Source organism: Herbiconiux ginsengi (genome assembly GCF_900107435.1).
In the GTDB taxonomy this organism is placed as follows: Bacteria; Actinomycetota; Actinomycetes; order Actinomycetales; family Microbacteriaceae; genus Herbiconiux; species Herbiconiux ginsengi.
In genome coordinates, this window is sequence record NZ_FNPZ01000001.1 from 1,142,298 (window position 1) to 1,160,424 (window position 18,127).

The window sequence follows — 18,127 nt, forward strand, 5'->3', positions numbered from 1 at the left end:
GGCGACATGAGCGAACTCACCCTCCTCATCCTGCAGCTCGCCTTCCTGGCGCTGCTCTGGGTGTTCATCTTCATCGTGGTCTACGCGATGCGGTCCGATCTGTTCGGCCAGCGGGTCCGTCGACTCAAAGAGGCACCGGCGGGCGCGGCGGCCGGTGCCGGAGCGGGCCCCGGCGCATCCGGAGGCCCAGCGACACCGGGAGCAGGCATTCCCGCCGGCGTCGCGGCCGGCGGGGCAGCCGGCTCCGCTCCAGCGGCACCCGCCCCGAAGGTCCCCACCTTCGTTCCCGCCCCCGGCACCGAACTGAGCGGGCCGCCCCACGCCACCACGAGCAACGCCGGGCGCCTCGTCATCACCTCGGGTGCGAAGTCGGGCAGCGAGATCCCGCTCGGCACCGAGCCGCTCACCATCGGCCGCTCCTCCGATTCCAGCGTCGTCATCCGCGACGACTACACATCCACCCACCACGCCCGCCTCATGATCTGGGGCGACGAGTGGGTCATCCAGGACCTCGACTCGACCAACGGAACATTCCTCGACGGCCAGAGGGTCACCGCGCCGGTGCACATCCCTCTGAACACGCCCATCCGGATCGGCGCCACGAGCTTCGAGCTCCGGCGGTAGCCAGTGGCGATTGTGACCGTGAGCGCGGCCGTGTCCCACGTTGGAAAGATCCGCTCCAACAACCAGGACTCGGGCTTCGCGGGCGAAACGCTCTTCGCCGTGGCCGACGGCATGGGCGGCCACGCCGGGGGAGACGTCGCCTCCGCGCTGGCGCTCAAGCGCCTGGCCGAGATCGACGGGCACTACAACTCCGCCGTCGACGCCGAATTCGCCCTGCAGGAGGCGATCGTCGCCGCGAACGCGGTGCTCACCGAGACCGTCTACGAGCATCCGGAACTCACCGGCATGGGCACCACGCTCAGCGCCCTGGTGCGCGTCGGGCACAGCGTGGCCCTCGCCCACATCGGAGACTCCCGCGTCTACCGCCTGCGCGACGACGTGCTCACCCAGATCACCATCGACCACACCTTCGTGCAGCGCCTCGTCGACTCGGGACGCATCACCCCCGAAGAGGCGAAGACCCACCCGCGCCGGAGCGTGCTGATGCGCGTGCTCGGCGATGTCGACGCCGCGCCCGAGGTCGACCTCCAGGTGATGGACACGCGGCCCGGCGACCGCTGGATGCTCTGCTCCGACGGCCTGAGCGGTGTGGTCGAGCGCGACGACATCGAGAAGATCCTCAAGAACAACATCGCACCGAAGGATGCCGCGAACGCGCTGATCAAGGAGAGCCTCGACCACGGCGCTCCCGACAACGTGACCGTCGTCGTGGTCGACGTGCATCAGTCGTTCGAGTCACCCGAGGCCACCCCGGTGATGGTGGGCTCGGCGGCCCAGCCCATCGCCTTCGAGAAGCCCGCGGGCCGGCGTCCGACGCGCATGACGGGCATCCCCGGCCTCCGCTTGCACCCGCGCGGCCCCGCCTCCACCGAACCGAGCCACTTCGAGCCCGAATCCGACGACTACCTCGACGAGCTGATCGAGGAGGACAGACGGCGCAGCCGACGGCGCAAGGTCACCTGGCTGGTGGGGGTGCTCGTCGTGCTGGCGCTGATCGCAGGCGGTCTCTACGCCGGCTATCGCTGGACCCAGACCCGCTACTACGTGGGCGAGTCCAACGGCACGGTGGCGATCTTCCAAGGAGTGCAGCAGACCGTCGGCCCGATGGCCCTCTCGCACGTGTTCCAGGAGACCGACATCCCGACGGATGCGCTCCCTCCCTTCAACCAGCGGCAGGTCGAGAACACCATCAGCGCCGACTCGGTCACCGCTGCTCTGGAGATCGTGAAACGACTGAGCGACGCGGCTGCGTCGGGGGTGGCGGACAGCACCGACGGTGACGGCACGAGCACCGGCACACCGCCACCGACGCCCGGTCCGACGACCACTCCGAACGGAACGGCGCCATGACGAACGCCACCGGTCCGTTGACGGCCCCGAACGCCGTGCCCGGCCCCGCGGCCGCCACCCCCGGCCGGGGCTTCCGCCGCATCCGGGTGCCTCAGAAACTCCGCAACCTCGAGCTCTTCCTGCTGCTGTTCGTGTGCGCCGTCAACGCCTTCGCGGTCGTGCTGGTGCAGTTCGGCGCTCTCGGCTACGCCGACATGACCGTCTTCACCCTCGGCGCCGGGCTCGCCGTGCTCGTCTTCGGCATGCACGTCGCGCTGCGCTTCGTGGCCACCAACGCCGATCCGTTCATCCTGCCGATCGCCGCGCTCTTGAACGGCATCGGCATCGCGGTGATCTACCGCATCGACATCGCCGAGAATCTCACCGGCTGGGAGAGCACGGCCGTGCGGCAGGTGGTCTGGAGCGGCGTCGCCATCGCGCTGGCGATCGGTGTCATCCTCGTCATCCGCAACCACCGGGTGCTGCAGCGCTACACCTACATCGCCATGTTCGTGGCCGCGGTCCTCCTGCTGCTGCCGATGCTGCCGGTGATCGGCCAGGAGATCAACGGGGCCCGCGTCTGGATCCACGTCGGCGCCTTCTCGTTCCAGCCCGGTGAGGTGGCGAAGATCGCCCTCGCCGTCTTCTTCGCCGGCTACCTGGTCTCGCGTCGCGACAGCCTGTCGATGGTCGGCACCAAGTTCTTAGGGCTGCGCTTCCCCCGTGCCCGCGACCTCGGGCCCATCCTGGTGCTGTGGGCGCTGTCGATGTCGGTCATCATCTTCCAGCGCGACCTCGGCACCGCGCTGCTCTACTTCGGCCTGTTCGTGGTGATGATCTACGTGGCCACGGGCCGCGCCAGCTGGGTGGTGCTCGGCGTCGGGCTCTTCCTCGCGGGCGGTGTCATCGCCGGTCAGGTGCTCACCTACGTCAACGACCGTTTCACCAACTGGCTGGATGCGTTCAATCCGGCCATCTACGACGAGGTCGGTGGCAGCTACCAGCTGGTGCAGGGCCTGTTCGGTCTGGCGAACGGCGGACTCATCGGCACCGGTCTCGGTCAGGGCCGTCCCGACATCACGCCTCTGGCGCAGAGCGACTACATCGTCGCCTCGGTCGGCGAGGAGCTCGGGCTGGCCGGTCTGTTCGCCATCTTCGCGCTCTACCTGCTCTTCATCTCGCGCGGCCTCCGGATCAGCTTCGCGGGGCAAGACGACTTCGGCCGCCTGCTCGGTGTCGGCCTCTCGTTCACCGTCGCGCTGCAGTGCTTCATCGTGATCGGCGGCGTCACCCGGGTCATCCCGCTCACCGGTCTCACCACACCGTTCATGGCTGCCGGCGGCTCGTCGCTGGTGGCCAACTGGATCATCGTGGGCCTGTTACTGCGGCTCTCGGACACAGTTCGCAATCAGCCAAGGCTGGTGATCTAGAGCCGTGACCCGAGAACTCAAGCGCGTGAGCATCGTGGTGTTCCTGATGTTCCTGGCCCTGTTCGCGTCGACCACCACGATCCAGTTCTTCCAGGCCGACAACCTCGCCGGCGACGCCCGGAACGCCCGCACGATCTACGCCAGCTACGACACCGAGCGCGGCGCCATCCTGGTCGGCGGCCAGCCCGTGGCCGAGTCGGTGCCCACCGACGACGAGTACAAATATCAGCGGGTCTATCCGCAGGGTCCGCTCTACAGCGCGGTCACGGGCTACTACACGCTCGGCCAGGGCTCGAGTCAGATCGAGCAGACCCTGAACGACTACCTCTCCGGCACCAGCGACTCCCAGTTCCTCGACTACCTGAACCGCCTGGTCACCGGACAGAACCCGCAGGGCGCCTCCGTCGAGCTGACGATCGATCCGGTGGTGCAGCAGGCCGCCTACGACGCGCTCGGCAGCTACCAGGGTGCGGTGGTCGCCATCGAGCCCTCCACCGGCCGTATCCTGGCCATGGTCTCCAAGCCCGATTTCGACCCGAACACCCTGGCCGTGCACGACACGCAAGCCGTGCTCGACACCTATGACGCCCTGCTCGCGGCGCCCGGCGATCCGCTCATCAACAAGACCATCAACGACCTGAATCCGCCCGGGTCGACCTTCAAGATCGTCACCACCTCGGCGGCGCTGCAGAACGCGAACCTGCCGGTCGACCACACCGAACCGAACCTCGCCCGGTTCCCCCTGCCCGGCAGCGACCGCACCGTCAGCAACGCCGGCGGCGGCACCTGCGGTGGCGGCGACTCGGTCACGATCGCGACCGCGTTCATCCTCTCCTGCAACATCCCGATGGCCGAGCTCGGCGTGGAGATGGGCGAGCAGCCGCTGGCCGACATGGCGAAGGCCTTCGGTTTCGGCACCGAATTGACGGTGCCGATGGATGTCTCCACCAGCGTCTACCCCCGGGGGCTCGACGATGCGCAGCTCGCGCTCTCGGCCTTCGGGCAGGGCAGCGACGTGGCCACGCCCCTGCAGATCGCGATGCTCTCGGCCGCGGTCGCGAACGGAGGAAAACTGATGACACCCAATCTGGTGGATGCCATCCAGGCGCCCGATCTCAGCCTGCTCGAGAGCTTCGAGGCGAAGGAACTGTCGACGCCTTTGACTTCTACAACGGCTTCGCAACTTTCGGATCTGATGGTGCAGGCAGTCGATAACGGCGCAGCGACTAATGCAAGAATAGACGGGGTCAGTGTGGCCGGTAAGACCGGAACCGCGGAGAACGGGGAGGGCGATCCCTACACCCTGTGGTTCACCGGTTTTGCGCCCGCAGACAACCCTCGGGTTGCCGTCGCAGTGGTCGTGGAAGATGGCGGTGGGTTGGGCCAGTCCGGTTCCGGAAACGAGTTGGCCGCACCGATCGCAAAACGAGTACTAGAGGCGGTGCTGAGTAAATGAGACCCACAGCAGGGGTGACCTTCGGTGGCCGGTACGAGCTGTCCAGTCGCATCGCGATCGGCGGCATGGGCGAGGTCTGGCAGGCCACCGACCTCGTGATCGGCCGCACCGTGGCGATCAAGATCTTGAAAGACGAATACCTGGGCGACCCCGGGTTCCTCGAGCGTTTCCGCGCCGAGGCCCGGCACGCCGCCCTCGTCAACCACGAGGGCATCGCCAACGTCTTCGACTACGGCGAGGAGGAGGGCAGCGCCTACCTCGTGATGGAGCTCGTGCCCGGTGAAGCTCTCTCCACCATCCTCGAGCGCGAGCACGTGCTCTCGACCGACCGCGTTCTCGACATCATCGCCCAGACCGCGCTGGCCCTGCAGGCAGCACACGCCGCCGGTCTCGTGCACCGCGACATCAAGCCGGGAAACCTGCTGATCACCCCCGACGGCCGGGTCAAGATCACCGATTTCGGCATCGCCCGCATCGCCGACCAGGTTCCGCTCACCGCAACCGGTCAGGTGATGGGCACGGTGCAGTACCTCTCGCCCGAGCAGGCGAGCGGCCAGCCCGCGTCGCCCACCACCGACATCTACTCGCTCGGCATCGTGGCCTACGAGTGCCTCGCCGGCAAGCGGCCGTTCTCGGGCGAATCGCAGGTCGCCATCGCGATGGCACAGATCAACGACACGCCGCCCGACCTGCCGGTCACGGTGGCCGAACCGGTGCGCAACCTCGTGCTCTCGTGCATCGCCAAGAAGCCCGAAGACCGCCCGTCCTCCACGGGCAATCTCGCGCGCGCCGCAATGGCGCTGCGCCGGGGCGACATCGCCTCCGCCGCGGCCGCGGTTCCGGCCGTACTCGGCAGCGAACCGTTGCCCCCCACCATGGCAACGCGCTTGATGCCGGCTCCCGGCGCCACGCAGGCCACCACTGTTCTCTCCACCCCGAACGGCGCGAACGGCAACGGTCTGGTTCCCCCGGCCACTCCGCCGTCGACGGATGCCGCGGAGGAGCCGAAGAAGCGCAGCCCCTGGACGTGGCCGCTCATCGTGCTGATCATCATCCTGGGTCTCGTGCTGATCGGCACCATCGTCGCGCTCGTCGTGCAGGCCAACGGCAACAGTGCGCCGGCGACCCCGAGCAGCAGCGCACCGACACCGACGCAGACCACGCCACCGCCGACGACCCCCACCCCGACGCCCACTCCGACGACCGTCGCGATCAGCGAGGCCGACCTCAAGGGCAAGACCTTCGACGAAGCGGCCCAGATCCTCTCCGACAAGGGTCTCAGCGCGAATAGGGTGCCGGGAAACGCCGCACCCGCGGCCGATAAGGTCGACGTGGTCTACCAGGCCACGCCGGTCGGCAACGTACCGAAGGGCACGACGATCGACCTCACGGTCTACACTGCCGTCATCACGCCCACTGCGCCGACGACCCCGGTGCAGTTCACCGGAACGACCAAGCCCACGGTGAGCGAAGACAACGCGGTTCCGGCCGGCGGCACCTTCGACGTGCAATGGTCGTCGTACAGCTGCCCCTCCGGCACCACGCTCGACGGCTACACCCTCGAGGCCACCAACGCGACGGTGCCCACCGGCATCACGGGAACCACGGCGACCCTCACGGTCACCGGCGCCGCAGGCGACAAGGTCGACGTGAAGTACAGCGTCACCTGTTCGGGCACGGCATCGGGCTTCTCCTCGGGCATGACCACGCAGCTGAACATCGTCACGCCGCCCACCAATGGCGCCGAGGGCGGCAACAGCGGCCCCGGCAACGGCAACTGATCCACCTTCCTCCTCCCCTCCACCCGCACCCGAGCGACCAGAGACCTTTCCCGACATCGATCCAGGAGCAACAACAGTGACCGACGACAACCGTCTTCTCGCCGGGCGGTATCGCCTGGGCGAACTGATCGGCCGCGGCGGGATGTCGAACGTGTACTCGGGCCGCGACGAGCGGCTCGGCCGCCAGGTCGCGATCAAGCTGCTCAAGTCATCGCTCGCCGGCGATCCGGTGTTCCGCACCCGTTTCCGTCAGGAGGCGCAGGCGGCGTCACGGATGGCGCACCCCACCATCGTGCGGGTGTTCGACGCCGGCGAAGAGCGTGTGGCGGAGCCGGGCGGCTTCGAAGGCGTCGTGCCGTTCATCGTCATGGAGTTCGTCGAAGGCAAGCTCCTCAAAGACGTGATCCGCGAGGGCCCGGTCGACTCGGCCGAGGCCATCCGCATCACCGAGGGCATCCTCACCGCCCTGGAGTACTCGCACCGCGCGGGCGTCGTGCACCGCGACATCAAACCCGGCAACGTGATGATCACCCACGGCGGCCAGGTGAAGGTGATGGACTTCGGCATCGCGCGGGCGATCTCCGACTCGTCGGCCACCGTCGCACAGACCACCGCGATCCTCGGCACCGCGCAGTACTTCTCCCCCGAGCAGGCACGCGGCGAATCGGTCGACGCCCGCACCGACCTGTATTCCACCGGTGTGGTGCTGTTCGAGATGCTCACCGGGGAGCCGCCGTTCAAAGGCGAGACCCCGGTGGCCGTGGCCTATCAGCACGTGAGCGAGATGCCGGTCGCGCCGTCGAGCATCAACCCGATGGTGTCGCCCGCGATCGACCAGGTGGTGCTGCACGCACTCGCCAAAGACCGCTTCGCCCGATTCCAGAGCGCCGTGGAGTTCCGCACCGACCTCGAGATCGCCGGTGCCGGCCGAATCCCCTCGAAGCGCCTCCCGGCCGACGACTTCCAGTCCTCGCTGTTCGGCGCTCCACCGAGCCTCGCCCAGGGCACCGAAGCTGCGCTCACGCAGCTCGCCGGCGACGACGAGTACGCGGTGCGCACGCAGTCGAGGCCTCCTGTGGTGTGGATCTGGGCGGGCATCGCCTCGGTGGCCGTCATCCTGGTGGCCATCGTGTTCTGGGTGCTCACCCTGCAGCCCACCGATGAGCTGCCCTCCGCGTCGCGCGAGATCCCGACCGTCACCGGCCAGACCTATGAGGCGGCGGATGCCACGCTGCAGCAGCTCGACCTGGTCACGGCACGGTTCGACGTCTACAGCGACACGATTCCGGCCGGCCAGGTGGTCGACACCGATCCCGGAACGGGCACCATCGTGAGCCCGGGAACCGTGGTCAGCGTCAACGTCTCGCAGGGCAAGGAGGCGATCGCCGTGCCGAACCTGCAGAACATGAGCGCGACGGATGCTGCGAACGCCATCACCGCGGCGAAGTTCGTGGTGGGCCAGACCAACAAGGAGAATTCCGCCGACGTGCCGGCCGACGTCGTGATCCGCAGCGATCCTGCCTCCGGAACCCAGGCGCACGCCGGCGATACGATCAACATCTTCGTCTCGACCGGGATGGTGACGGTTCCGGATGTCGCCGGCCAGCCGATCGACGTCGCGAGCAGCTCCCTCACTCAGCTGCTCCTCGACGTGAAGGTGGAGCAGGATCCGGGGTGCAAGAGCGCCCCGTCGAATCCCGTGTCCACCCAGTCCATCGCTCCGGGCGACGCGCTGCAGAAGTCGGAGATCACCATCCGCTACTGCACCGGCGCGTAGCGGGAGAGGCTACACAGCCCTCAGCAGCGGGTTCAGCTCGGCCGCCTTCGCCGGTGCATCCTCCAGGCCGGCGGTGGCCAGCCAGTTGCCGAGCATCTTGTAGCCGCCCTCGGTCAGCACGGACTCCGGGTGGAACTGCACCCCATAGATCGGCGCCGTCACGTGGCGTACTCCCATGATGACGCCGCCCTCGGTGCGCGAGGTCACCACGAGACTCTCGGGCACGGTGCCGTCGACCACGGCGAGCGAGTGGTACCGCGTGGCGGTGAAGCCGTCGGGCACACCGTCGTAGAAGGCGCTGTCGTCGTGGTGGATGACCGAGGTCTTGCCATGCATCAGCTCTTCGGCGTTCGTGACGGTGGCGCCGAGGGCCTCGGCGATCGCCTGGTGGCCGAGACACACACCGAGCAGCGGGGTGTTCGACTCGAGCGCCGCGAACACGACCGGGATCGAGACGCCGGCATCCGCGGGCTTGCCGGGGCCGGGGGAGAGAAGCACCGCGTCGTACTCCGCGATCGTGGCTGCCGCGTCGGACGCCTCGAAGGCGTCGTTGCGCACCACCGTGGTCTCCGCGCCCAGCTGCTGGAGGTAGCCGTTCAGCGTGTAGACGAAGCTGTCGTAGTTGTCGATCACCAGAACGCGCGTCATTGGTCTACCGTCACATCCTGAACCGGCGCGGTCAAATCGTCGATCCACGGGAAGACCCAGAATGCCAGCACCGCGAGCACGATGGCGGCCAGCACCACGAGGATGAGGATGCGCACCCACACCGGGCCGGGCAGGATGCGCCAGAGAGCTGCGTACATGGTCTAGGCCCCCACGATTCCGGCGATCTCGGCGGGCGCTCCCGCCGAGCGCGGCTGCCAGTCGGTCAGCACGCCATAGGCGATGATGCGCTCCGATGCGATGTAGAGCGGGTTGCAGCTGGTCAGCGTGATCAGTCGATCGGTCGGTGTCGCGCCCTCGACCTGCGGCACGGGGTCGATCACTCCGACGCCGTAGGGTGTCACGTATTCGAGGCTGCGGAAGGTGTAGGTGTACCAGCCGTCTTGCGTCTCGACGTAGATCGGGTCGCCCACCTGGAGCTCGTTGATCTTCAGGAACGGGCTGCCCCAGCCGTCGCGGTGCGCGGCCACCGCGAAGTTGCCCACGGCTCCGGGCATCTGCGTGCCCGGATAGTGCCCGGCGCCGCCGTTGTTGAGCACGGAACGCGGATCGACGCCTTCGGCGATGGTCTTCTTGAAATCGGCGCCGAAGCGCGGCACGTACATCACCGCGAACTGCTCGGTCGTCGCGGGCGCGGCGAGAACCGGGGGCTCGCCGTACCGGAAGGTCGCGGCGTCGGCCGCGGGGCTCGTGGTCGGGGAAGGGGTCGCGGAGTTCGACCCGTCGCCCGCCCAGGTCTGCGAGAGGTTGTTCGCGTCGGAGGCCTGCTGGTTGTTGAGCATGATGCCGTTGATCGAGAACTGCCAGCCGAGAAAGAGGAGCACGAGGACACCGGCCGTGATGAGCAGTTCTCCGGCGATTCCGACCACCCGGGAGAAGACGCTGCGCTTCTGCTTCCGGGGGCGCCGGAGGGGCGGTTCGTCACCGTCGGGCGCCGAGTCGGGGAGCTCACTCATAGCGACAATCCTAAGAGGCGGAAGCTGTGCTGCGACCCCGAGTGCGTCGACCTGTGGAAAACCGGTGGAGAACGCCCGATGAAAGCCCGTTAGAATCGTCGGCATGGCCCGAGACAAAGCACCCACGAAGGACGTCACCCGCCGCTCGAGAGACGTTCAGCGCTCCTCCGGCGACGAGTCCTCCGCGAAGACCCCGAATCCGGTGTGGTTCAAGCCGGTGATGTTCGGGTTCATGATCGTGGGTCTGCTCTGGATCATCGTGTTCTACGTCAGCCAGGGCGTCTTCCCGGTTCCCGCGCTCGGCAGCTGGAACATCCTCGTCGGCTTCGGCATCGCCTTCATCGGCTTCATCATGACCACACGGTGGCGCTAGAAAACACACCTCGAACACGCTAATTACATTGATGTAATTATCCCCAATGTGGAAACAGCTGTGGATAAGTCCACAGCTGTGGATAACTCTGTGGATTCGGGGGATGACGTGCCGTCGGCCGCACGGATCCGTCCGGCCTGAGCGTCGACGAACCGTCAGACCAGAGCTTTGGCGACCGTGATGCCCACCAGCGCCACCGCGAGTGCAGCGAGCAGCAGGATCTGCACGTTCCGCATCCGGATCGGCCGCGTGCGCACGAAGATCAGCGCGGCAAGCGCGCCCGCCACCAGTCCACCGACGTGGGCCTGCCAGGAGATGCCCGGCACGAAGAAGCCGTAGGCGAGGTTGATCGCCACCAGCACCAGGAGCTGCACACTGTTGCCGCCCAGGTGCCGGTTGATGATGAAGAACGCGCCCATCAAACCGAAGATGGCTCCGGATGCGCCCACCACCGCCGTGAGCGGATCGGCGAGCAGCACGACCCCGACCGAACCACCGAGACCGGAGATCAGGAAGAGAGCGAGATACCGCCACTTCCCGAGCATCCGCTCGAGCACGCTGCCGAAGATGAACAGGGTGTACATGTTCAACAACACGTGCAGGATCGAGCCGTGCGTGAACACCGAGGTGAGCATCCGCCACGGCTCGAAGGGCGCGCCCGGGATGGGAAGAACGTAGGCCGGCGCGAATTGCAGGGCCCGCATGACGCCGAGTCCGGGAATCTGCTGCAGGCCGAACACCACCAAGCACACGGCGATCAGCACGTAGGTGACCACCGGGGCACCCGAGCCGGTCAGGTTGCGGAGGAACGCCGGGCGACCGCGCCGCACGCGCGGAGCCTCACGACGATCCTGAGCGGCGCACTCGACGCAGTGCACGCCGACGGCCGCCTGCACCTGACACTCCGGACAGATGGTGCGCCCGCAGCGCTGACAGAGCACGAAGCTCTGCCGTCCCGGATGCCGGTAACAGTAGTTGTCCGGCGTGTCCGGAGCGGTCGTCATCGCGCGAGGCCGAGCGGGGTGGAGCTAGACCGCCTCGACGGTCACGCTCTCGAGCACGACCTCGTCGAGCGGGCGGTCGTAGGCGTCGGTCGCCACGCCGGCGAGCTTGTCGACGATGCGCTTGGAGGCGTCGTCGGCCACTTCGCCGAAGATGGTGTGCTTGCCCTGGAGCCACGTGGTCGGGCCGACGGTGATGAAGAACTGCGAGCCGTTCGTGCCCTTGCCGCCCTGGATGCCGGCGTTGGCCATCGCGAGGATGTAGGGCTGGGTGAAGTCGAGCTCGGGGCTGATCTCGTCGTCGAACTTGAAGCCGGGGCCGCCGGTGCCGTTGCCGAGCGGGTCGCCGCCCTGGATCATGAAGCCGGGGATGATGCGGTGGAAGACGATGCCGTTGTAGAGCGGTGCGTTGGTGGGCTGGCCGGTCTTCGGGTCGGTCCATTCGATCTCGCCCGAGGCGAGGCCGACGAAGTTCTTGACGGTCTTCGGAGCGTGGTGGCCGTACAGGTTGACCACGATCGGGCCGTGATTGGTGTTGAGGGTAGCGACGTGCGTGTGTGCGGGCATGGGCTCAATTCTAAGCCCACGGCAGCGTCCTTCCAGTGAAGGTCCAGGGTATGCGAAGTGGATGATCAGTGCCTCGAACTACTGCGGCACAGCATTGCGTGGCAAGATGACAATGACCGTGCTCTCGCCGATGGAGGTTTCTTATGAGTCTTTCCCGCAAGCGCCGCAAAGCGCTCACGCGCCTGAAGGGAACGGCAGAAGACCTGTGGGTCGACCAGCAGGCCGTTCTCGACCGCGCCAACGCCATCCTGCGGGAGGCCGGCAAGCAGGCGAGCTTCCTCGCCGATGAGGAGGTGCGCCCGCGGGTGAGCGCCGCCGTCGGCACCGTGGCCCCGGCCATCAGTCGGAACGTCGCCGCTGCCAAGGTCGCGGGTCAGACCGCCAAAGACCGCTTCGCCTCGGATGTCATCCCGGCTCTCGCGGGCACCGTCGGTTCGGCCGCCGCCGTGCTGCAGCTGGCACGCAACCCCGAGTTCGTGCAGAAGGCCGGCAAGAAAGCCGCGAAAGCCGCCAAGAACATCCAGAAGGCCGCGCCCAAGCAGTCCGGTGGCTCGAAGGTCGGTGTCGTGCTCCTCGTCACCCTCGGTGCCGTCACGGTGGCGGGTCTCGGCTACGCGCTCTGGCAGACCTTCCGGGCCGACGACGAACTCTGGATCGCCGACGAAGACCCGGCCCCCGAGTCGAACCCCGAGAGCTGACGACTCGACAGGAACACAAAAACCCCGCACCTCACGGTGCGGGGTTTTTTGTTGCAGTCGCGTGGAGCCTGGGAGAATCGAACTCCCGACATCCTGCTTGCAAAGCAGGCGCTCTACCAACTGAGCTAAGGCCCCCCAAGAGATCCTGCAGTGAACTGCGCCGGATCACCGGGAGATTTCTTGTGGATCTCTCGTGGGGCTACGAGGACTTGAACCTCGGACCTCTTCGTTATCAGCGAAGCGCTCTAACCGCCTGAGCTATAGCCCCGTTTTTTTGACCAGAGTAGAGATTACCCTACAAAGGCCCGGTCGGACGAATCCGGCCTACTTGTTGGTGAAGCCGAGCATCACACCACCGGTGATCCGCACGGCGAGGTTGTACAGCGCCGCTCCGATCGCACCGAGAGCGGTGATGACGATCACATTCAAGATCGCGACGACCACCGAGAAACCCATCACCTGCGGCAGCGAGGCGAAGTCGAACAGGTCGAAGTTGCTGGCCCCTGCGATGTCTTTCAGCAGTGTGTTGATCGAGTCGAACACACCGGTCTGGTTGAGCACCGACCAGACCAGGAACGACGCCACGATGATGATGATCCCGAGGATGATCGCGAGGAGGAAGGAGATCTTCAGCACCGACCAGAAGTCGATGTAGACCAGCTTCAGCCGAACCTGCTTCGTCGTGGCGACTCTTGCCGTTTTCTTCGCGAATTTGTCGCCAAGATTACTCATCCGTCGTTACATCCTCTCCAGGCGCAGCCTCGGCCTCGCCGCTCTCGTCGAGCTCGGCTACCAGGTTGCGTTCCGTGTTCTTGGCCACTGCGATGATGCGATCGTCGTCCGCGAAGCGGGCGAAGACAACGCCCATCGTGTCGCGTCCCTTAGCCGGAACTTCGGCCACGGCAGAGCGTACCACCTTGCCGCTGGCAAGAACCACAAGGACCTCGTCGTCCTCGCCGACGATGAGCGACCCGATCAGGTCGCCTCGCGCCTCGGCGAGTTTCGCCACCTTGATGCCCAGGCCACCACGGCCCTGCACCCGGTATTCGTCGACCGAGGTCCGCTTGGCGTAGCCGCCCTCGGTCACGATGAACACGAATCCTTCGTCGGAGACCACGGATGCGCCCTGCAGCTCGTCGCCGCCGCGGAACTTCATGCCGATCACACCGGAGGTGGCGCGACCCATGGGCCGGAGCGCCTCGTCCGAGGCCGTGAAGCGGATCGACATGCCCTTCTTCGACACCAGCAACAGGTCGGAGTCCTCGTCGACCAGCAGCGCGGAGACGAGCTCGTCGCCCTCGCGCAGGTTGATCGCGATGATGCCGCCCGAGCGGTTGGTGTCGTACTCCGTGAGTGAGGTCTTCTTCAGCAGACCGCCCTTGGTGGCGAGCACCAAGAACTGGGCGGCCTGGTAGTCGCGGATGTCGAGGATCTGCGTGATCTGCTCGTCGGGTGCGAGGGCGAGGAGGTTCGCGACGTGCTGGCCCTTCGCATCCCGCCCCGCCTCCTGCAGCTCGTAGGCCTTCGCGCGGTAGACACGACCGGTGTTGGTGAAGAACAGCAGCCAGTGGTGCGTGGTGGTGACGAAGAAGTGCTCCACCACGTCGTCAGCCCGCAGCTGCGCCCCCTTCACGCCCTTGCCACCGCGGTGCTGGCTGCGGTAGTTGTCGCTGCGGGTGCGCTTGACATAACCACCACGGGTGACGGTGACCACCATCTCCTCTTCGGGGATGAGGTCTTCGACATTCATGTCGCCGTCGAAGCCGAACATGATCTCGGTGCGCCGGTCGTCGCCGAACTTGTCGACGATCTCGGTGAGCTCCGCGATGATGATCTCGCGCTGGCGAGCCGGGCTGGCGAGGATGACGTTGTACTCGTCGATCTTCACCTGGAGTTCGTCGGCCTCGTCCTGGATCTTCTGCCGCTCGAGCGCGGCCAGACGGCGCAGCTGGAGCTCGAGGATCGCGCGGGCCTGCAGCTCGTCGATCGTGAGGAGCTCCATCAGCCCGTCGCGGGCCTGCTCCACCGTCGGCGAGCGACGGATCAGCGCGATCACCTCGTCGAGAGCCTCGAGCGCCTTGAGGTAGCCGCGCAGGATGTGCATGCGGGCCTCGGCCTCGCGCAGCCGGAACTGGGTGCGCCGCACGATGACGGTGATCTGGTGGGCGACCCACTCGGTGATGAAGCCGTCGAGCGGGAGTGTGCGCGGGATGCCGTCGACGATCGCCAGCATGTTGGCGCCGAAGTTGTCCTGCAGCGGGGTGTGCTTGTAGAGGTTGTTGAGCACCACCTTGGCCACCGCGTCGCGCTTCAGCACGATGACGAGACGCTGGCCGGTGCGGCCCGAGGTCTCGTCGCGGATGTCGGCGATGCCGGCGAGCTTGCCGTCTTTCACCAGTTCGGCGATCTTGATGGCGAGGTTGTCGGGGTTCACCTGGTAGGGCAACTCGGTGACGACGAGGCAGGTGCGACCCTGCAGCTCCTCGACGCTGACCACGGCGCGCATCGTGATGGATCCGCGGCCGGTGCGGTAGGCGTCGTGGATGCCCTTGACGCCCAGGATCTGGGCGCCGGTCGGGAAGTCGGGGCCCTTGATCCGCTGCATCAGGGCCTCGAGCAGCTCTTCGCGGTCGGCCTCGGGGTTCTCGAGATACCAGATGGCACCGGCGGCGACCTCCCGCAGGTTGTGCGGCGGGATGTTGGTGGCCATGCCGACCGCGATGCCCACGGAGCCGTTCACCAAGAGGTTGGGGAATCGCGACGGCAGCACGACCGGCTCGAGGGTGCGGCCGTCGTAGTTGTCCTGGAAGTCGACGGTCTCTTCCTGGATGTCGCGCACCATCTCGAGCGCCAGCGGAGCCATCTTCGTCTCGGTGTACCGCGGGGCGGCGGCGCCGTCGTTGCCCGGGGAGCCGAAGTTGCCCTGACCGAGCGCCAGCGGATAGCGGAGGCTCCACGGCTGGATGAGACGCACGAGCGTGTCGTAGATCGACGCGTCACCGTGCGGGTGGAACTGACCCATGACCTCGCCGACCACGCGGGCTGACTTCGAGAATGCGCGGTCGGGCCGGTAACCCCCGTCGTACATCGCGTAGATCACGCGGCGGTGCACGGGCTTCAGGCCGTCGCGCACGTCGGGCAGCGCCCGGCCCACGATCACGCTCATGGCGTAGTCGAGGTAGGAGCGCTGCATCTCCAGCTGGAGATCGACCTGCTCGATGCGGTCGGTAGTGGCGCCGAACGCGTCGGGGGCCTGCCCGGCCCCGTTCTGGTCGGCCGAGCCAGGAGTGGATTCGTCTGTCATTTAGGTCTCAATTTCGCGTGGTCGCTCGGTGGGGCGGATGCCGTCGGCATCCGTTCCAGCGGATCAGATGTCGAGGAAGCGGACGTCTTTGGCGTTCTTCTGGATGAAGTTGCGCCGTGATTCCACGTCTTCGCCCATCAGGGTGGAGAAGATCTCGTCGGCGGCCGCGGCGTCATCGAGTGTGATCTGGCGGAGGGTGCGGGTGTCGGGATCCATCGTGGTGTCCCACAGCTCGCGGTAGTCCATCTCACCCAGACCCTTGTAGCGCTGGATGCCGTTCTCCTTCGGGATGCGCTTGCCGGCGGCCTGGCCGTCGATCAGCAGCGCGTCGCGCTCGGCATCGGAGTAGACGTATTCATGGGGCGCGTTCGTCCACTTGAGGCGGTAGAGCGGCGGCATCGCGAGGTAGACGTATCCGAGCTCGATCAGGGGGCGCATGTAACGGAACACCAGAGTGAGCAGCAGCGTCGTGATGTGCTGGCCGTCGACATCCGCATCGGCCATCAAGACGATCTTGTGATACCGAGCCTTGTCGGGGTTGAAGTCCTCGCCGATCCCCGCGCCGAACGCGGTGATCATCGCCTGCACCTCGTTGTTGCCGAGCGCGCGGTCGAGCCGCGCCTTCTCGACGTTGAGGATCTTGCCACGCAGCGGCAGGATCGCCTGCGTCTCGGGGTTGCGACCCTGGATGGCGGAGCCACCGGCCGAGTCGCCCTCCACGATGAAGATCTCGCTCTTGGCAGGGTCTCGGCTCGAGCAGTCCTTCAGCTTGCCGGGCATCCCGCCGCCCTCGAGCAGGCCCTTGCGGCGGGTCTGCTCGCGCGCCTTGCGGGCAGCCAGTCGAGCCTGCGAGGCCTGGATCGCCTTGCGGATGATGTCGCGTGCCTGCACCGGGTTGCGGTCGAACCAGTCGGTCAGCTCGGTGCCGACGACCCGCTGCACGAACGCCTTCGCCTCGGTGTTGCCGAGCTTCGTCTTCGTCTGGCCCTCGAATTGCGGCTCGGCGAGCTTGATCGAGATCACCGCGGTGAGACCCTCACGCACGTCGTCGCCGGAGAGGTTGTCGTCCTTCTCCTTGATGATGCCCTTCTCACGGGCGTACTTGTTGACGAGCGTGGTGAGCGCAGCGCGGAACCCCTCTTCGTGGGTGCCGCCCTCGTGCGTGTTGATCGTGTTGGCGTAGGTGTGGACGCTCTCGGTGTATCCGGTGGTCCACTGCATCGCCACCTCGAGGGCGATCTTGCGCTCGGTGTCCTCCTGCTCGAAGGAGATGATCTCCTCGTTCACGAGGTCGGCCTTCTTCGAGCGGTTGAGGTACTCGACGTAGTCCTTCAGACCGTTCTCGTAGAGATAGGTGACCACGACGTCCTCGTCGGTCCCGTCGTCTCCACCACGTTCGTCGGTCAAGGTGATGGCGAGGCCCTTGTTGAGGAAGGCCATCTGCTGGAACCGGGCGCGGAGGGTCTCGTAGTCGAACTCGACGGTCTCGAAGATCTCCTTGCTCGGCCAGAAGGTGATGCGCGTGCCGGTCTCGGTGGTCGATTCACCCATCTCGAGCGGAGCCTGCGGAACACCGATCTTGTAGCTCTGCCGGTAGACGTTGCCCTGACGGCGCACCTCGACGTCGAGCTCGCTGGAGAGAGCGTTGACGACCGAGCTGCCGACGCCGTGCAGACCACCCGAGACAGCGTATCCGCCGCCGCCGAACTTGCCACCGGCATGCAGGATCGTCAGCACGACCTCGACGGTCGACTTCTTCTCCACCGGGTGGATGTCGACGGGGATGCCGCGACCGTTGTCGTCGACGCGGATTCCGCCGTCTTTGCGCATGACGACCTCGATGTGCGTCGCATACCCGGCGAGAGCCTCGTCGACGGAGTTGTCGACGATCTCGTACACAAGGTGGTGCAGACCTCGGGGGCCTGTCGAACCGATGTACATGCCGGGGCGCTTCCGCACCGCCTCGAGACCTTCAAGAACCTGGATTTGGTCCGCGCCGTACTCGTTGTCAGGGTGGACCTTGTCCGATTCAGACATATAGAAATGGGCTCCTCAGTGCCGCGCCCAACGGCCGGGCAGGCGACCCTTAATTCTATCAAACGAAGGGTGTGAAACGTCCGCTATATGCCGCTCTGAGCGATCATTTCTCCCCGGATGACCACATT

At 66.5% G+C, this 18,127-nt stretch carries 16 protein-coding genes and 2 tRNA genes; 8 read left to right on the forward strand and 10 right to left on the reverse strand.

All coding sequences use genetic code 11. The features are described from left to right. The first annotated feature begins 6 nt into the window (after positions 1–6). The 6 genes from BLW00_RS05500 (at position 7) to pknB (ending at position 8,397) form a co-directional block, all read left to right on the forward strand. Positions 7–624 (forward strand): FHA domain-containing protein FhaB/FipA, encoded by a 618-nt coding sequence (locus tag BLW00_RS05500; RefSeq protein WP_092550274.1) that lies wholly within the window; start codon positions 7–9, stop codon positions 622–624. A gap of 3 nt (positions 625–627) precedes the next feature. Then, a complete protein-coding gene (locus BLW00_RS05505) occupies positions 628–1,974 on the forward strand; it encodes a PP2C family protein-serine/threonine phosphatase (RefSeq protein WP_092550277.1) in 1,347 nt (448 codons plus the stop codon). Then, positions 1,971–3,383 carry an FtsW/RodA/SpoVE family cell cycle protein gene (locus BLW00_RS05510; RefSeq protein ID WP_092550280.1) on the forward strand — a complete coding sequence of 471 codons (1,413 nt, stop codon included), beginning with the start codon at positions 1,971–1,973 and terminating at the stop codon, positions 3,381–3,383. The genes BLW00_RS05505 and BLW00_RS05510 overlap by 4 nt, the downstream gene beginning before the upstream one ends. Before the next feature lie 4 nt (positions 3,384–3,387). Further along, complete coding sequence (locus BLW00_RS05515; protein ID WP_092550283.1) at positions 3,388–4,839, forward strand: peptidoglycan D,D-transpeptidase FtsI family protein; 1,452 nt, start codon at positions 3,388–3,390, stop codon at positions 4,837–4,839. Continuing rightward, positions 4,836–6,620, forward strand: coding sequence for a protein kinase domain-containing protein (locus BLW00_RS05520; RefSeq protein WP_092550286.1), 1,785 nt, complete (start codon positions 4,836–4,838; stop codon positions 6,618–6,620). The genes BLW00_RS05515 and BLW00_RS05520 overlap by 4 nt, the downstream gene beginning before the upstream one ends. Before the next feature lie 76 nt (positions 6,621–6,696). Further along, positions 6,697–8,397 (forward strand): Stk1 family PASTA domain-containing Ser/Thr kinase, encoded by a 1,701-nt coding sequence (pknB, locus tag BLW00_RS05525; protein WP_281242381.1) that lies wholly within the window; start codon positions 6,697–6,699, stop codon positions 8,395–8,397. A 9-nt stretch (positions 8,398–8,406) separates the two neighbouring features. Here pknB and BLW00_RS05530 read toward each other — a convergent pair whose 3' ends face one another. The 3 genes from BLW00_RS05530 to BLW00_RS05535 are packed head-to-tail and all read right to left on the reverse strand — an operon-like array spanning position 8,407 to position 10,019. After that, positions 8,407–9,045, reverse strand: coding sequence for an anthranilate synthase component II (locus BLW00_RS05530; RefSeq protein WP_092550288.1), 639 nt, complete (start codon positions 9,043–9,045; stop codon positions 8,407–8,409). After that, a complete protein-coding gene (locus BLW00_RS22850) occupies positions 9,042–9,203 on the reverse strand; it encodes a hypothetical protein (RefSeq protein WP_022896811.1) in 162 nt (53 codons plus the stop codon). The genes BLW00_RS05530 and BLW00_RS22850 overlap by 4 nt, the downstream gene beginning before the upstream one ends. Before the next feature lie 3 nt (positions 9,204–9,206). Beyond that, positions 9,207–10,019 (reverse strand): class E sortase, encoded by an 813-nt coding sequence (locus BLW00_RS05535; protein ID WP_092550291.1) that lies wholly within the window; start codon positions 10,017–10,019, stop codon positions 9,207–9,209. A gap of 103 nt (positions 10,020–10,122) precedes the next feature. Here BLW00_RS05535 and BLW00_RS05540 point away from each other — a divergent pair, with 103 nt between their 5' ends. After that, positions 10,123–10,392 (forward strand): cell division protein CrgA, encoded by a 270-nt coding sequence (locus BLW00_RS05540; protein WP_092550294.1) that lies wholly within the window; start codon positions 10,123–10,125, stop codon positions 10,390–10,392. Between the two features lie 155 nt (positions 10,393–10,547). Here the strand turns inward: BLW00_RS05540 and BLW00_RS05545 are convergent, their stop codons facing one another. Both BLW00_RS05545 and BLW00_RS05550 read right to left on the reverse strand, forming a co-directional pair. After that, a complete protein-coding gene (locus BLW00_RS05545) occupies positions 10,548–11,396 on the reverse strand; it encodes a rhomboid family intramembrane serine protease (protein ID WP_092550297.1) in 849 nt (282 codons plus the stop codon). Positions 11,397–11,420: 24 nt separating this feature from the next. Next, positions 11,421–11,960 carry a peptidylprolyl isomerase gene (locus BLW00_RS05550; RefSeq protein WP_092550300.1) on the reverse strand — a complete coding sequence of 180 codons (540 nt, stop codon included), beginning with the start codon at positions 11,958–11,960 and terminating at the stop codon, positions 11,421–11,423. A 143-nt stretch (positions 11,961–12,103) separates the two neighbouring features. Between BLW00_RS05550 and BLW00_RS05555 the strand changes: the two genes are divergently transcribed. Next, the gene (locus BLW00_RS05555; protein ID WP_092550303.1) at positions 12,104–12,658 is read left to right on the forward strand and encodes a hypothetical protein; all 555 of its coding nucleotides are present in this window, start codon (positions 12,104–12,106) and stop codon (positions 12,656–12,658) included. A 62-nt stretch (positions 12,659–12,720) separates the two neighbouring features. Here BLW00_RS05555 and BLW00_RS05560 read toward each other — a convergent pair. From BLW00_RS05560 to gyrB, 5 genes are all read right to left on the reverse strand, one after another. Continuing rightward, a tRNA-Ala gene (locus BLW00_RS05560) sits at positions 12,721–12,793 on the reverse strand. Between the two features lie 59 nt (positions 12,794–12,852). Further along, positions 12,853–12,926, reverse strand: a tRNA-Ile gene (locus BLW00_RS05565). Between the two features lie 56 nt (positions 12,927–12,982). Continuing rightward, on the reverse strand, positions 12,983–13,390 hold the full coding sequence (locus BLW00_RS05570) for a DUF3566 domain-containing protein (RefSeq protein WP_092550306.1): 408 nt from the start codon (positions 13,388–13,390) through the stop codon (positions 12,983–12,985). After that, positions 13,383–15,962, reverse strand: coding sequence for a DNA gyrase subunit A (gene gyrA / locus BLW00_RS05575; protein WP_092550309.1), 2,580 nt, complete (start codon positions 15,960–15,962; stop codon positions 13,383–13,385). The genes BLW00_RS05570 and gyrA overlap by 8 nt, the downstream gene beginning before the upstream one ends. 63 nt (positions 15,963–16,025) lie before the next feature. Continuing rightward, positions 16,026–17,999, reverse strand: a complete 1,974-nt coding sequence (gene gyrB / locus BLW00_RS05580) for a DNA topoisomerase (ATP-hydrolyzing) subunit B (protein WP_092550312.1) — start codon at positions 17,997–17,999, stop codon at positions 16,026–16,028. Between the last annotated feature and the right edge of the window lie 128 nt (positions 18,000–18,127).

Bases quoted from the DNA above. Each gene is read 5' to 3' on its own strand.
- BLW00_RS05500 (WP_092550274.1), top strand. From the start codon at position 7: ATGAGCGAACTCACCCTCCTCATCCTGCAGCTCGCCTTCCTGGCGCTG.
- BLW00_RS05510 (WP_092550280.1), top strand. From the start codon at position 1,971: ATGACGAACGCCACCGGTCCGTTGACGGCCCCGAACGCCGTGCCCGGC.
- BLW00_RS05520 (WP_092550286.1), top strand. From the start codon at position 4,836: ATGAGACCCACAGCAGGGGTGACCTTCGGTGGCCGGTACGAGCTGTCC.
- BLW00_RS05530 (WP_092550288.1), bottom strand. From the start codon at position 9,045: ATGACGCGCGTTCTGGTGATCGACAACTACGACAGCTTCGTCTACACG.
- BLW00_RS22850 (WP_022896811.1), bottom strand. From the start codon at position 9,203: ATGTACGCAGCTCTCTGGCGCATCCTGCCCGGCCCGGTGTGGGTGCGC.
- BLW00_RS05535 (WP_092550291.1), bottom strand. From the start codon at position 10,019: ATGAGTGAGCTCCCCGACTCGGCGCCCGACGGTGACGAACCGCCCCTC.
- BLW00_RS05540 (WP_092550294.1), top strand. From the start codon at position 10,123: ATGGCCCGAGACAAAGCACCCACGAAGGACGTCACCCGCCGCTCGAGA.
- BLW00_RS05545 (WP_092550297.1), bottom strand. From the start codon at position 11,396: ATGACGACCGCTCCGGACACGCCGGACAACTACTGTTACCGGCATCCG.
- BLW00_RS05550 (WP_092550300.1), bottom strand. From the start codon at position 11,960: ATGCCCGCACACACGCACGTCGCTACCCTCAACACCAATCACGGCCCG.
- BLW00_RS05555 (WP_092550303.1), top strand. From the start codon at position 12,104: ATGAGTCTTTCCCGCAAGCGCCGCAAAGCGCTCACGCGCCTGAAGGGA.
- BLW00_RS05570 (WP_092550306.1), bottom strand. From the start codon at position 13,390: ATGAGTAATCTTGGCGACAAATTCGCGAAGAAAACGGCAAGAGTCGCC.
- gyrA (WP_092550309.1), bottom strand. From the start codon at position 15,962: ATGACAGACGAATCCACTCCTGGCTCGGCCGACCAGAACGGGGCCGGG.
- gyrB (WP_092550312.1), bottom strand. From the start codon at position 17,999: ATGTCTGAATCGGACAAGGTCCACCCTGACAACGAGTACGGCGCGGAC.